Annotated in this window: 15 protein-coding genes; 10 read left to right on the top strand and 5 right to left on the bottom strand. The window is 58.9% G+C overall.

The genetic code is table 11. The annotated features are described in order from the left end of the window. The first annotated feature begins 77 nt into the window (after nt 1–77). The 3 genes from RBI05_RS13455 (at nt 78) to RBI05_RS13445 (ending at nt 3,240) form a co-directional block, all read left to right on the top strand. Nucleotides 78–965, top strand: a complete 888-nt coding sequence (locus RBI05_RS13455) for a carbohydrate ABC transporter permease (RefSeq protein ID WP_310551474.1) — start codon at nt 78–80, stop codon at nt 963–965. Continuing rightward, complete coding sequence (locus RBI05_RS13450; protein ID WP_408638333.1) at nt 962–1,801, top strand: carbohydrate ABC transporter permease; 840 nt, start codon at nt 962–964, stop codon at nt 1,799–1,801. The genes RBI05_RS13455 and RBI05_RS13450 overlap by 4 nt, the downstream gene beginning before the upstream one ends. Nucleotides 1,802–1,932: 131 nt before the next feature. After that, nucleotides 1,933–3,240, top strand: coding sequence for an ABC transporter substrate-binding protein (locus RBI05_RS13445; RefSeq protein ID WP_150457988.1), 1,308 nt, complete (start codon nt 1,933–1,935; stop codon nt 3,238–3,240). A gap of 119 nt (nt 3,241–3,359) precedes the next feature. Here RBI05_RS13445 and RBI05_RS13440 read toward each other — a convergent pair whose 3' ends face one another. After that, nucleotides 3,360–4,091: a ZIP family metal transporter gene (locus RBI05_RS13440; protein WP_310551473.1), complete on the bottom strand. Its 732-nt coding sequence runs from the start codon at nt 4,089–4,091 to the stop codon at nt 3,360–3,362. Nucleotides 4,092–4,269: 178 nt separating this feature from the next. Between RBI05_RS13440 and RBI05_RS13435 the strand changes: the two genes are divergently transcribed. From RBI05_RS13435 to RBI05_RS13420, 4 genes are all read left to right on the top strand, one after another. Further along, nucleotides 4,270–4,722, top strand: a complete 453-nt coding sequence (locus RBI05_RS13435; RefSeq protein ID WP_310551472.1) for a DUF2975 domain-containing protein — start codon at nt 4,270–4,272, stop codon at nt 4,720–4,722. Nucleotides 4,723–4,733: 11 nt separating this feature from the next. Beyond that, a complete protein-coding gene (locus RBI05_RS13430) occupies nt 4,734–4,964 on the top strand; it encodes a helix-turn-helix domain-containing protein (protein ID WP_310551471.1) in 231 nt (76 codons plus the stop codon). Continuing rightward, nucleotides 4,942–5,763, top strand: a complete 822-nt coding sequence (locus RBI05_RS13425; RefSeq protein WP_310551518.1) for a DUF817 domain-containing protein — start codon at nt 4,942–4,944, stop codon at nt 5,761–5,763. Before RBI05_RS13430 ends, RBI05_RS13425 begins: the two co-directional genes overlap by 23 nt. 101 nt (nt 5,764–5,864) lie before the next feature. Then, nucleotides 5,865–6,350, top strand: a complete 486-nt coding sequence (locus RBI05_RS13420; protein WP_150457984.1) for a DUF6803 family protein — start codon at nt 5,865–5,867, stop codon at nt 6,348–6,350. Between the two features lie 45 nt (nt 6,351–6,395). On the opposite strand, the gene RBI05_RS13415 is transcribed toward RBI05_RS13420, so the two are convergent. Genes RBI05_RS13415 through msrA form a run of 4 tightly spaced genes read right to left on the bottom strand, consistent with a single transcriptional unit; the run spans nt 6,396 to nt 9,883 of the window. Then, nucleotides 6,396–7,856, bottom strand: a complete 1,461-nt coding sequence (locus RBI05_RS13415; protein WP_310551470.1) for a sensor histidine kinase — start codon at nt 7,854–7,856, stop codon at nt 6,396–6,398. Next, a complete protein-coding gene (locus tag RBI05_RS13410; RefSeq protein WP_310551469.1) occupies nt 7,843–8,556 on the bottom strand; it encodes a response regulator transcription factor in 714 nt (237 codons plus the stop codon). The genes RBI05_RS13415 and RBI05_RS13410 overlap by 14 nt, the downstream gene beginning before the upstream one ends. Beyond that, nucleotides 8,528–8,896: a hypothetical protein gene (locus RBI05_RS13405; RefSeq protein ID WP_310551468.1), complete on the bottom strand. Its 369-nt coding sequence runs from the start codon at nt 8,894–8,896 to the stop codon at nt 8,528–8,530. The genes RBI05_RS13410 and RBI05_RS13405 overlap by 29 nt, the downstream gene beginning before the upstream one ends. After that, nucleotides 8,897–9,883, bottom strand: a complete 987-nt coding sequence (gene msrA, locus RBI05_RS13400; RefSeq protein ID WP_310551517.1) for a peptide-methionine (S)-S-oxide reductase MsrA — start codon at nt 9,881–9,883, stop codon at nt 8,897–8,899. It abuts the gene before it with no gap. Between the two features lie 237 nt (nt 9,884–10,120). On the opposite strand from msrA, the gene RBI05_RS13395 reads away from it, so the two are divergent. From RBI05_RS13395 to RBI05_RS13385, 3 genes are all read left to right on the top strand, one after another. After that, the gene (locus RBI05_RS13395) at nt 10,121–10,723 is read left to right on the top strand and encodes a TetR/AcrR family transcriptional regulator (protein ID WP_150457980.1); all 603 of its coding nucleotides are present in this window, start codon (nt 10,121–10,123) and stop codon (nt 10,721–10,723) included. 205 nt (nt 10,724–10,928) lie between these two features. After that, entirely contained in the window at nt 10,929–11,693 is a 765-nt protein-coding gene (locus RBI05_RS13390) for an ABC transporter ATP-binding protein (protein ID WP_150457979.1), read from the top strand. A gap of 30 nt (nt 11,694–11,723) precedes the next feature. Next, on the top strand, nt 11,724–12,803 hold the full coding sequence (locus RBI05_RS13385) for an aliphatic sulfonate ABC transporter substrate-binding protein (RefSeq protein ID WP_150457978.1): 1,080 nt from the start codon (nt 11,724–11,726) through the stop codon (nt 12,801–12,803). Nucleotides 12,804–12,815 lie beyond the last annotated feature (12 nt).

Genomic DNA, 12,815 nt, shown 5'->3' with positions numbered 1-12,815 from the left:
TGTTGGAAGCGGATAGCGCTTTCTATAATTAAACCATGTACCACGACACAAGCCAATCTGTCAAAAGGAGAACCGCTATGAGAAAAGCGCTAGGTTTACGCAAAGGCTGGAGCCAGCAAATCGTGTTCCTCTGGCCCGCCCTGATTTTCTTCCTCACGATCGTCGTGACACCGTTTATTCTGGGGTTCTATTATTCTTCGACCGACTGGAACGGTCTGGATCTCAACAAGGCCACCTGGACAGGCTCGGACAACTGGGTCCGGATCTGGCATGACGAGAAGTTCTGGGATTCGCTCCTGTTCACGCTGCGGTTCACCGTGGTGTCGGTTATCATCGCCAACGTGCTGGCCCTGGGGCTGGCCATGATGCTGACCGCCGCCCTGAAGACGAAGAAGCTGCTGCGCACCGTCTTCTTCATGCCGAACGTCATCGGCGGCATTCTGCTCGGTTATATCTGGCAGTTCATTTTCACTAAGGGCTTCCTGACCATCGGAGAAAAAACCGGCCTTTCCTTCTTCGAGCTTCCGTGGCTCGGGACGGCCAACACCGGCTTCTGGGGACTGGTCATCGTCTTTGTCTGGCAGACCGCCGGCTATATGATGATTATCTACATCGCCTCGCTGGCCGGAATTCCGAAGGACCTGATCGAAGCGGCCAAAATTGACGGCGCCCGTCCGCACCAGCTGTTCAAAAGCGTCTATGTGCCGCTCATCATGCCGGCCATTACAATCTGCCTGTTCCTGACGATCTCGAACGCCTTCAAGATGTTCGACCTTAACCTGTCCCTGACCAAGGGCGGTCCCGGAACCTCGACGCAGTCGCTGGCGTACAACATTTACTCCGAAGCGCTGATCAACAACCGGTACGGCCTCGGCACCGCCAAGGCGCTGCTGTTCTTCGTCGCCGTCTCGCTGATTACCGTTACCCAGGTTATTCTCACCAAGCGCAAGGAGGTATCCGCCTGATGAACGCCAGCCGTTATAATACCCGAACCCTCCTGCTGGAAGTCATCGCCATCCTGCTGGCCCTCGTGTTCCTTGCTCCGTTCTATCTGGTGCTGAGCAACTCGGTGAAGACGCTGAAGGAAATTTTGCTGGATGCGGCTTCCTTCCCGTCGCTCTTTCACTGGAGCAACTATTCCGATGTATGGAGCATGATCGACTTCCCGAAGGCCTTCCTGAACTCGCTCCAGATTACCGGGTTCAGCGTCGTGCTGATCGTCATCCTGAGCTCCATGGCGGCTTATCAGATCGTCCGCCGGCCGACCAAGTTCAACAATTTTGTGTTCCTGCTGCTTGTGGCGGCGATGATTATCCCGTTTCAGTCGCTGATGCTTCAGCTCGTGCGGGTGACCAGCCTGCTTGAACTGCGCGGCCACCTGTACGGCATTATCGCCTGCTATCTCGGCTTCGGCATGCCGCTGTCGGTCTTCCTGTTCCACGGTTTCATCAAGACGGTGCCGGTTGAACTGGAGGAAGCGGCGCGCGTGGACGGGTCCAACCCGTACGGCGTCTTTTTCCGGATCGTGTTCCCGCTGCTCATGCCAATTATCGTCACGGTCATCATTCTGAACACCCTCTGGATCTGGAATGACTATCTGATGCCGGTGCTTGTCATCGGGGGCAACAAAGATTTGACAACGCTGCCGCTTGCCGTCACCAAGTTTTTTGGGCAATATACGAAGAAGTGGGATCTCGCGCTGGCCGGTCTGGTCATGGCGGTCGTACCGATCCTGATCTTCTTCCTGAGTCTGCAGAAGTATATTGTCGAAGGCGTTACCGCCGGTTCCGTCAAAGGTTAAGAAGATCCGCCGCCGGTCTCCCGCAACAATATCCACTTTTTCAGACAAGATATTAAGTGTTGGAGATGCGGCGGTTCGATTACGATCATGATGTAAACACTTACAAACAGAAAACAGGGAGGCATTTATCAATGAACAAAAAACGACTCGCGCTTGTTGCGCCAATCGTTTGCGCACTGGCTGTAGCCGGCTGCGGCAACGGCAACAACAATAACAACGCTGCCAAGGCAACCAACAGCGGCACCGCAGAGACCGCAGCCCCGGCCGCCACGAAAGCGCCTAAGAAGGATGTCACCATCAAGGTTTTCCAATTCAAGGTTGAAATCGCCGAGCAGCTCAACGCGCTGGCCAAAGAATACGAGAAAGAAACCGGCGTGAAGGTTGAAGTGGAAACCCACGGCGGCGGCGAAGACTACGGCGCGCTGCTGAAAGCCGAGCTCGCCTCCGGTTCCGAGCCGGAAATCTTCAACAACGGCGGATTCACCGCACTTCAGCCTTACATGGACCGCGCCACTGACCTGTCCGACCAGCCTTGGGTAAGCAATGTGCTCGATTCCGCGAAGATCCCGACCACCGTTGACGGCAAGCTGTACGGCATGCCGATGAACGTGGAAGGCTACGGCATCATCTACAACAAGGACCTGTTCCAGAAGGCCGGCATTACCAATGAGCCGAAGACGCTGTCCGAGCTGAAGGATGCGGTAGAGAAACTGAAAGCCGCCAAGATCACTCCGTTTGAAACAACGAACGAATGGTGGTCCCTTGGCATTCACCTGGTGAACGTAGGCATGGCCAGCCAGCCTGACCCGGCTGCCTTCATCGAGGATCTGAAATCCGGCAAGCAGACGATCAAGGACAACGCCATCTTCAAGCAGTGGCTGGATCTGGTTGACGTCATCTTCAACAACGCCCAGAAGAACAAGATGACGACCGACTATGCAACTCAAGTCGCCGACTTCGCTTCAGGCAAGGCCGCTATGATGCAGCAGGGCAACTGGACCCAGGGCGACATCGACAAAATCGATCCGAATCTGAACCTCGGCGTGCTTCCGCTGCCGATCAGCGATGAACCGGGCCATGTCTTCGTCGGCGTACCGAACAACTGGATCGTCAACAGCAAGTCCGCGCATCCGGAAGAAGCCAAGGCGTTCCTGAACTGGCTCGTCAGCTCCGAGACCGGCAAGAAATATCTGACCAAAGAATTCAAGTTCCTCCCGGCATTCAACGGCGTTCCGGCTGAAGCAGCCGACATCGGCCAGGTTGGCGTAGCTGTGCAGGAGAAATCCGCAGATGCTCTGAGCTGGACATGGGACCGCTTCCCGGATGGCGTAACACAGGGCTTCGGCGCCGCTATGCAGGAATACATGGGCGGCACGATCGACCGCGACCAGCTGCTGGCGAAGCTGGACAAAGCCATCCAGGATATTGTGAAGCAGTAAGAACGGCAATGCCGCTTCTGAAGCGCCTGCCGGAGCAGAGGACCCCCTCCTGCCTGCTCCGGCAGGTTATATAGCAGACCGCAGACCCGCAGCCGTTCAACGGCGGCGGGTCTGTCTTTTTATCCGAACCAATACGTGATATACACCAGCGCCAGCAGGCCGGCAATGAAGGAATACGTGGAAGGCCGCTCATAGCCATGGCCGTGGCTCTCGGGAATCAACTCCTTGTAGACGATGAACAGCATGGCTCCCGCTGCGAACGCCAAGCCGTAGCCAACGACATTCCGAATCGAATTCGCCAAGAAATAGCCGACAGCTGCCGACACCATCTCCATCAGCCCCGTCACCGTAACGAACTTCAGCGTCCTGCGCCTGGACACCTTGGAATTTATGAGGAAGACCGCCAGAATAAGCCCCTCGGGCATATTCTGGGCGCCGATCGCAATCGCCACCATCGGACCCAGTGACGCCTGCTCGCTCGCGTAGCTGAAGCCGGTGCTGAGGCCCTCGGGAATGTTGTGAATGAACAGCGCGATCAGCACCAGAAGCGCCTTGGCGTCCACGCCCGCCGACCCCGGCTTATTCTCAACATCCATATGCGGAACCGTCCGCTCAATGACATCCAGCAGCAGCACGCCGGTGACCAGGCCGAGCGTCAGCGCAATCGCTCCCGATTCCTTCAGCGCCTGGGGCATCAGCCCGAACGTCGAAGCGGACACCATAATTCCTGCGGTAAAAGCGACCAGAATATCCTTCCATTTCTCGGACAGCGTCCGGACCAGCAGCATCGGCGCCGCGCCGAGCACCGTGGCCATCGCCGACAGAAAGCTGCCGAGCATTGCCGTCTCCACTCCCCATCTCCTCCTTGAACCAAGCATGCTTCACCCTATGCCTTAAGCAAGCCCTCTATGCTCCTCAACGGCTATTCTCTGTAGAAAAGAATAAATATATATTGTAATTCAATAAATATATGTTAAGTTATAATAAAAAACAGTGAGGTGTTTTGTCGTGAAACGGGAGACTCTGATATTGAGGCTGGCGATTTGGGGCATCGGAATTCCGGTTCTTCTTCTGTGCGTCTGGGTCTTGCCCCGGGTGCTGGGGCATCCGGCCAATCCCGAGTATGCGCGCTGGCTGTATCCGGTCATTGCGGGGATGTACGCTTCTGCGGTACCTTTCTTCATTGCGCTTTATAAGGCCATGAGCCTGCTGCGCTTTATCGACCGGAACGAGGCTTTCTCGGAATTGTCCGTCAGCGCCCTGAAGACAATCAAGCGCTGCGCAGGCGTCATCGCTCTGCTGTACGCCGCGGTGCTTCCTTTCCTGTATTTGATCGCGGAGAAGGATGACGCCCCCGGGCTTATTCTCCTCGGCTTGGTCGTTGTATTTGCAGCCTTGGTCATCGGCGTATTCGCCGCCGTTCTGCAGCAGCTGCTGAACAAGGCGATCGAAATCCAGTCCGAGAACGAATTGACGGTCTAGAGGTGAACCCTATGGCGATTATTATTCATATTGATGTGATGCTGGCGAAGCGGAAGATGAGCGTCACCGAGCTGTCCGATCGTGTCGGCATCACGATGGCGAACCTGTCGATCCTCAAGAACGGCAAGGCCAAGGCCGTCCGCTTGTCTACCCTGGACGCGATTTGCCGGGCGCTGGACTGCCAGCCGGGCGATCTTCTGGAGTACCGGGATGACGAAGATGCCAATTGTCCCGAAGCTTGAGTCCGCTCCGGCGCCGGCCAGCCGCTTCGACTCCTTCTTCGTTCAGCTCCTGTGCTTCGGCTATCATCAGGCGATGAGCTGTCTGTTCCCGCTCGCCATCTTCGGCACGCTCGCCTTGTCTCAGGCCATTTCATGGCCCGGTTATCTCCACCGCTACGATGCCATTCTGCTCCTTCTTCTGGGCGTGCAGCTCCTGATGTACCTGAGCGGGCTGGAGACGCCGGATGAAATCAAGGTCATCTGTGTCTTCCATCTGATCGGACTCGCGCTGGAGCTGTACAAGGTTCATATGGGCTCTTGGTCGTACCCCGAGCCGGGCTGCACCAAGCTGCTGGGCGTGCCCTTGTACAGCGGCTTCATGTATGCCAGCGTCGCGAGCTACATGTGCCAGGTCTGGCGGCGGCTGCGGATGGATATGACCGGATGGCCGGGCCTTCCCGCCGCCGGCCTGCTCGGCGGGGCGATTTACTTGAACTTTTTTACCCACCACTTCCTGCCCGATGTCCGCTGGTGGCTGACGGCGCTGGTGCTCCTCGTCTTCCGCAGAACCCGGATTCTCTACCGGGTCAGAGAGAAGGTGTACCGGATGCCGCTCACCGTTGCCTTCTGCCTTGTCGGCTTCTTCATCTGGCTGGCCGAGAATATTGCGACCTTCCTGGGAGCCTGGACGTATCCCGACCAGCGGGAGAGCTGGCACCTCGTCGGCTTCGGCAAGATCAGCTCCTGGTTCCTGCTGGTCATCATCAGCGTCATTATCGTCGCCCAGCTGAAGCACGTCAAAGGCCGCAGAACGTCATGAGAGCCCTTCTTCAGCGGCCGGTCGGGCACATACTTTCTACATATTTTCCTCCTATACTGAACGTAGAGTTCTTCATTACAATCCTTGGGGGAAATGAATGTATGACAATGACGCACTACATGTCGCTGCTGTCGGATAACCAGCCCTGGAATCTGATTCTGTTCATGGCGATTCCGGTCATTCTGGCCGAGACGATTACGGTCACCGAGTTCTTTATCCTGTTCACCCGCAATCTGCACGGACGGCTGCGCGCCTTCAACCGGATCTGCAGCATCATCGCCGGACTGTATTTCACCGGAGTCTTCCTGTATCTCTTCCCGGGCACCTTCATTCCGTTGACGGCGGACGGAGAATGGCATACCTGGGTGGACGTTGTAGCGGTCAGCTTCTACCTGGCTGGAGTGCTGTTCCTGCTGCCGCTGGCCCTGCTGGACCTCGGCGTGATCGGACGCAAGCGCACGGAGGAGGAACGGCTGAAGCTTCACTTCCTGCTCGTCAGCGGCTTCCTCGTTGTCGCCCACGTCGCCATGATCTTCGGTATGGTGAATCCCGAGATTGTCAGCGGCATGCCGGGCATGCATCACTGAACCCGGATGCGATTCATTCCAAAAAAGGACGTTGAAGCGATGGCTTCAACGTCCTTTTGGCATATCCGCTTCCCGGCCCTCCGGCGGGCCGTCCTCTTCCCGTCTTCCCGGGTCCAGCCGGATCTCGAAGCGGCTGCCGCGCCCGGGACGGCTCTCCACCCCAAGCTCTCCGCCCTGGAGCTCCACCAGCTTCCGGGCAATGGCCAGACCCAGGCCGCTCCCGCCGTAGCGGCGCGATCTCGACTTCTCGACCCGGTAGAACCGGTCGAAGATATAAGGCGCTTCTTCCTCCGGAATGCCGATTCCGGTATCCTCCACGGCCAGGAAGACCCGGCCGCTTCGCTGCCCGAGCTCGACGGCGATGCCGCCCTTCTCGGTGTACCGCACGGCGTTCTCCAGCAGATTGAGCACAATCTGCTCCAGCCGCAGACCGTCGCCGAAGACGAGCGGCGTTCCGGGGGCCAGGTCCGTCCGGAGCGACAACTGCTTGGCGTCCGCTTTGAGCCGGATTTTGCGGACCGCGTTGTCGGCGATTTCCGCCAGGTCGATCCACTCCAGCGACAGGGAAATCACGCCTTCCTCCATCTTCGCCAGATCGAACAGATCATCGACCAGACGCTCCACGCGCTTCGCTTCTTCATGAATAATGTCCAGATACTTGTCCTTCTCTTCCTCGGTGTCGTAGAGGCGCTGGCGGAGGACCCGGGCATAGCCCTCCAGATAGGTGATCGGCGTGCGCAGCTCATGCGAGATATTGGCCAGGAACTCCTGGCGCGTATCGCGGTACCGCTGCAATTCCACCGCCAGATGGTTGATGGAGTCCGACAATACGCCGATCTCGTCGTTGCGCCGGATCGCAAGGCGCGTCTCCAGCTCCCCGGCGGCAATCCGGCGGGTCGCCGCCTGCATTTGCAGCAGCGGGCGGGTCAGGAGACGGGCAATAATCCAGGCGAAGCCCAGCGCGAGTACAAAAGCGCCCGCCCCGGCCAGCCACAGCACATGGCGGACCGATGAAATCGACTCCTCCATCTGCCGGGTCGAGGACAGGACATAGACGGCGGCGGTGACGCCGTCTCCTGCGCTGTCACCGCCGGCGATGGGCCTTGCCGCGATGAAGTACCGTTCCCCCCGGTCATTCCGGTGTTCCAGCTCCACCGCTTCTCCGGCGAACAGACGCTTCAGATCGCCCGGATGAATATAGCTCCGGTCGGACGCGTCATGGTCGCCCGAACGTTCCAGCACCTCGCCCGATTCCGAGACAACGACGAAGCTCACGTTCGAGAAGTCGGCGAACTGGAGCAGCGCTTCGTCGGCTCCCTCCCCCGGCGTGTGCGATTCGCTCATGGAAGCGAAGTGATTCGTCAATTCATCGACTTCCGTTCTCATCTCGGCATTGTAGAAATTGGTGAACACACGGTTGACCGTCAGTCCCAGCGTCAGCAGAACGGCCGCAAAGGCGCCCAGCAGCATCAGGCCCAGCTTGAAGCCGATCTTATTCCGGCTCATCGGCTTGGCCCGCCCCGCTGAATTTGTACCCGACTCCCCAGATCGTCTGAACCGGATTGTAGCCGAGGCCCGCTCTCCGGACCTTCTCCCGGATGTTCTTGATATGCGTATCGACCGCCCGGGTCTCCCCTTCGTAGTCGCCTCCCCAGACCAGACTGACCAGCTCCTCCCGGCTGAAGGCGCGCTTCTCGTTCTTCGCCAGCGTCAGCAGCAGATCGAATTCCTTCGGAGTGAACTCGACCGGAAGGTCGCAGACCCGCACTTCCCGGCCTTCGGGCAGAATCGCCAACCGTCCGTATTCCAGCCGCAGCGCGGACGGTCCCGCCGGTTGGAGTGTCGTCCGGCGGATCAGGGAGTGAATCCGGGCCAGCAGTTCCTCCGGCTCGAACGGTTTCGTTAAATAATCGTCTGCGCCTAGTCCAAGCCCGTGTACTTTATCCTTCGTCTCCGAACGTGCCGTGAGCATCAGGACCGGCGTCTGCGCATGCTGCCGGATTCGGCGGCAGACTTCCCATCCATCCATGTCCGGGAGCATAACATCGAGCAGGATCACGTGGAACGCCTGCCTCCCCATCAGCTCCAGCGCCTCGCTGCCGCTTGCCGCTTCGGCTACGCCGAACCCTTCCCGCGTCAGGTAGATGCGCAGCAGATTGCGCATGTTCCATTCATCGTCAATGACCAGAATCTGAAGCTGTGACATCGTTCATCCCCCCTTCCCGCCGGAGATAGACACTCCGCTCCGCGAAGCCGAGCGACTTCCAGAAAGCCTGTCCCCGCTTGTTCCAGGAGAGCACCTCGACATCCAGCGCCCCGGTATCCAGGATCTTCAGCAGTCTGCCGAAGGCCACCCGGCCGCGCACCTCTTCGCCTTGCATGAACAGATAAGCCCGGTAGCCGCCGCGAAGCAGCGCCTCCATCCGAATCTTCAGCTTCGGAAAGCCCAGAGGATCATCATGTCCCTCGTCTTCAATCAGTTGGCGGTTCATATCAGCCAGCAGCTCCACATCCTGATGTCCCGCCTCTTCGACGCGCAGTTCCATTCAATTCCGCTCCTCTTCGTGCAGCTCGCCGTCCGCCGGTATAAAGCGCAGCGCCGCCGAGTTCACCCGGTAGTGCAGCCCGTCCGGCGCGGGACCGTCATATAGCAGGTGGCCGAGCCAGGCCCCGCTTAACCGGCTGCGCAGCCCTGTGCGCGGCATCCCCGGCCGAAGGTCCGCTTCCCGGCGGATTCGGCCTTCGGCCAGCGGACGCCGGAAGGCCGGCCATCCGTCACCCGCCTCGTATTGATCCGCAGACGCGAACAGCGGGTCGCCGGTGATAAGGTCAACGTAAACGCCCGGCCGCCGGTTGTTCCAATAGGCATTGTCAAAAGGCGGCTCCATCCCCCGGTTCTGCGTCACATCGTATTCCAGAGGAGTCAGGGTCCGCCGCAGACGCTCGCGGTCCTCACGCCGGTTCCACCGGGCCTCCAAATAATCCGCCCGCCCCGATCCCTTCAGATAGAGCTTATAATCGAACGGCCGATGCTTGTAGTAATGCTGGTGCTCCGGCTCCGCCGGATAGAACGGACCCGCCGGAAGGATCTCCGTTACAATGCGGCCGCTGAACCGGCCGCTGGCCGCAATCTCCCGCTTCGACTTCTCCGCCAGTTCCCGCTGGCGGTCGCCATGGACGAAGATCGCCGTCCGGTACGAGCTTCCCCGGTCCAGGAACTGCCCGCCCGCATCTGTCGGATCAATCTGCTGCCAATACAGCCCAAGCAGCCGTTCATAGGGAAACCGCTCCGGGTCGAACACGATCCGGACGGCCTCGTAATGACCCGTAGTCTCCGTTCCGACCTCTTCATAGGTCGGATTCGCCGTCCGGCCGCCCGTGTAGCCGGATACGACCGAGACGATGCCCGGCAGCTCGTCGAACGGCTTCACCATGCACCAGAAGCAGCCCCCGGCGAAAGTCGCAAGCTCGGTACGGCTGTTCGCGGCAGCCGCTGTATCCGCTGTATCCGGTGTATCCGCTATGGCCGCCATGTCCGCTTCCCCGCAACCTGCGGGGCCCGGCGGAAGGGGCGGATTCATCTCTTGTCCGGTCATCCCGTTCTCCTCCATTCCGACGTTTGGTCTCATTTAATCGCATGCGGCGGCAAATGGCAAGCTGTTTCGGACGGGATGCCCGGCCTTGTTTTACAGCCGGGGACCGGCTTATACTAAGTAACGGTTCATCCCAAGAGCATATCCCACGTCAAGACCTGATGGAGGAATACACGAGTGGCTAGAAATGCCGAGAAAGACCAAGCGCTGCGCGAGAAGCGGCTCAACCACCTGCTGGACTGCGCGCTTGAAGTCATCGCCGTCAAGGGAATCGGGGCAGTCAGCATCAGCGATATTGCGGCCGCGGCCAAGATCAGCGTCGGCAACGTCTATCATTATTTCAAATCCAAGGACGAGATTTTTGACGAGATTCTGAAGCGGGGACAGACAGCCTACGGCGAATTTGTGACCCATACCGCCTCGCTCGATCTGCCGGCCCTGGAGAAGCTGCATCTGATCTGTTCCAGCTGGCTGTCCGTCCGCAACCACTGGGCGCATACCATCCTGATTCACAGCGCCCGCCTGGCGGAGACTTCCCTGCCGGGAACGCGCAGTCAGGTAACAGAGCGGTTCACCCGGAACCTGCTGCCCGTCTCCGCCATTATCGAGCAGGGACAGCGGGAGGGCGCAGTGATCGACGGCGATCCGCTGGAGCTGGCGTTCTATCTGGTCAGCCTGATCCAGGGCCTGACCCTGCAGCGCGTTCCGGGCGCAGAGGTGCAGGCGCCGATTCGGGTAGACGGCGTGCTGAAGCTGCTGGACAAGAGAAACCGAATTTAACGCCCTCCAAGGGGATGTCAGTGATAAAAATCATCTTGACATCCCCTTACTCGTCAGAACATAATACGAATATGACAAACCGATTAATTATTCGGTTTGTACCTCAACCTATTTCGACCAGACACACTGGAGAGAATGGTTTTTTTATTCCCTATAAAACCAAGTATTTTTATCTGATTAATTAATAAAACAAGGAGGCGGTTTCGTGCTAGCCATTCACCAGCTTCACCGCACTTTTGACACGCCGGCCGGGCCGGTTACGGCGCTTCATGATATCCGGCTGCAGATTCAGGAAGGCCAGCTGGTGACCTTCATCGGTCCGAGCGGCTGCGGCAAGAGCACGCTGCTCAAGATTGTAGCCGGGCTCGACACCGGCTACACCGGCCAGGTCGAGTTGAACGGCAAGGCCATTTCGGGCCCCGGCATCGACAAAGGCGTTATTTTTCAGGAACCGCGCCTCTTTCCCTGGCTGACCGTAGAGAAGAACATTGCCGCCAACCTGTCGCTGCGCAGCCCCGAGGTCCGCAAGCGGGTCGCCGAGCTGATTGAACTCGTCCGGCTTCAAGGCTTTGAACGGGCGTACCCCCGGGAGCTGTCCGGCGGCATGGCCCAACGGGTCGCCATCGCCCGCGCCCTGCTGCGCAGGCCGGAGGTGCTGCTTCTCGATGAGCCGTTCGGCGCGCTGGACGCTTTTACCAGATCGCATATGCAGGAAGTGCTGCTCGACATCTGGGAACGCAACCGCACAACCATGCTGTTCGTCACGCACGATCTCGACGAAGCGGTCTTCCTCGGGGAACGCGTCGTGATTATGAACCCCCGGCCCGGGCATATCCGCAGCGTCATCGACATCGACCTTCCCTATCCCCGCAGACGCAGCAGCACCTCCTTCCAGGAATACCGCACCCTTGTCCTCCGTGAATTCGAGAAAGTGGAAGGCCCGGCCATCGACCGGGGAGCCGGCATCTAAATTTATCTGACTATAAGGAGCTGTCTTTCTATGAAAAATAAAACGTTCGCCCTGCTCGCCCTCTTCGTCCTGCTGCTGGCCGTGGCCGGCTGCGGCAGCGGCAGCAACGACTCGAGCGTCAACGCCGCTGCCTCCTCCGCAGGACCCGACGGGAAATCCGGCGCGCTGAACCTGGCTGCCTCCCCCTCCTACGAAGGCGTGACGGTTCGCATCGGTTATCAGGGCAAGGGCGGTCTGTTCGGTAAAATCCGGGAAGAGAAATGGTTCGAGGAAGCCTTCGCCCCCTTCGGCGCCAAGGTCGAATTCTCCGAGTTCCAGAGCGGTCCGCCGATGGTAGAGGCGATGGCCTCCAACCACCTCGATTTTGCCGGCATGGGCAATCTGCCCCCGATTGCGGCACAGGCCGCAGGCATTGATTTCAAAATCGTGTCCCAGACGCTCAGCGGCAAGAACAACGTCGCTCTGATCGTGCCTAAGGACAGCGCCATACAATCCGCCGCCGACTTGAAAGGCAAGAAGGTTGCCGTCACCAAAGGAAGCAATGCCTTCAACTTCCTGTATCAGCTTTTGGAGAAAGCGGGCTTGAAGGAATCCGATCTTCAGGTCATCCAGCTTCAGCCGGATGAGACGCAGGCCGCCTTCGATGCCGGCAAGGTGGATGCCTGGTCCGTCTGGGATCCGAGCATTACGCTGAACACGGCCACCGGCAAAGCGCGGATTGTCGCCGACGGAGAAAGCGCGGGCGTGCTGTCCCCCTCCTTCCAGCTTGTGCGGACCAAGTTCGCCGATCAATCCCCGGAGCTGGTCGTGGCTTATCTGAAAGTGATCGAGAAGGCGCTCCGCTGGCAGGAAGCGCACAACGATGAAGCGATGCAGCGTTATGCGGACGAGAACCAGATTCCCGTGGACCTGATGAGGGGTTTCCAGGAGCGTTCCGCCTATATCAATACGCCGGTGAGCCCGGAGACAATCGCCCAGCAGCAGGCCACCGCAGATTTCCAATACAAGCTCGGCACCATCAAAAAGCAGGTCAATGTCTCGGAGGTATTCGACAATCGCTATATCGAAGAGGCGCTCACCGAGTATGCTGCCGAGAACAGCAAGCCCTGATTCCATCCCCGA

This window comes from Paenibacillus glufosinatiresistens, assembly GCF_031470375.1.
Classification (GTDB): Bacteria; Bacillota; Bacilli; order Paenibacillales; family Paenibacillaceae; genus Paenibacillus_AQ; species Paenibacillus_AQ glufosinatiresistens.
This window is presented reverse-complemented; position numbering and strand designations above follow the sequence as displayed.

Bases quoted from the DNA above. Each gene is read 5' to 3' on its own strand.
- RBI05_RS13415 (WP_310551470.1), bottom strand. From the start codon at position 7,856: ATGAGCCGGAATAAGATCGGCTTCAAGCTGGGCCTGATGCTGCTGGGC.
- RBI05_RS13445 (WP_150457988.1), top strand. From the start codon at position 1,933: ATGAACAAAAAACGACTCGCGCTTGTTGCGCCAATCGTTTGCGCACTG.
- msrA (WP_310551517.1), bottom strand. From the start codon at position 9,883: ATGGCGGCCATAGCGGATACACCGGATACAGCGGATACAGCGGCTGCC.
- RBI05_RS13430 (WP_310551471.1), top strand. From the start codon at position 4,734: ATGGCGATTATTATTCATATTGATGTGATGCTGGCGAAGCGGAAGATG.
- RBI05_RS13410 (WP_310551469.1), bottom strand. From the start codon at position 8,556: ATGTCACAGCTTCAGATTCTGGTCATTGACGATGAATGGAACATGCGC.
- RBI05_RS13405 (WP_310551468.1), bottom strand. From the start codon at position 8,896: ATGGAACTGCGCGTCGAAGAGGCGGGACATCAGGATGTGGAGCTGCTG.
- RBI05_RS13420 (WP_150457984.1), top strand. From the start codon at position 5,865: ATGACAATGACGCACTACATGTCGCTGCTGTCGGATAACCAGCCCTGG.
- RBI05_RS13385 (WP_150457978.1), top strand. From the start codon at position 11,724: ATGAAAAATAAAACGTTCGCCCTGCTCGCCCTCTTCGTCCTGCTGCTG.
- RBI05_RS13455 (WP_310551474.1), top strand. From the start codon at position 78: ATGAGAAAAGCGCTAGGTTTACGCAAAGGCTGGAGCCAGCAAATCGTG.
- RBI05_RS13425 (WP_310551518.1), top strand. From the start codon at position 4,942: ATGCCAATTGTCCCGAAGCTTGAGTCCGCTCCGGCGCCGGCCAGCCGC.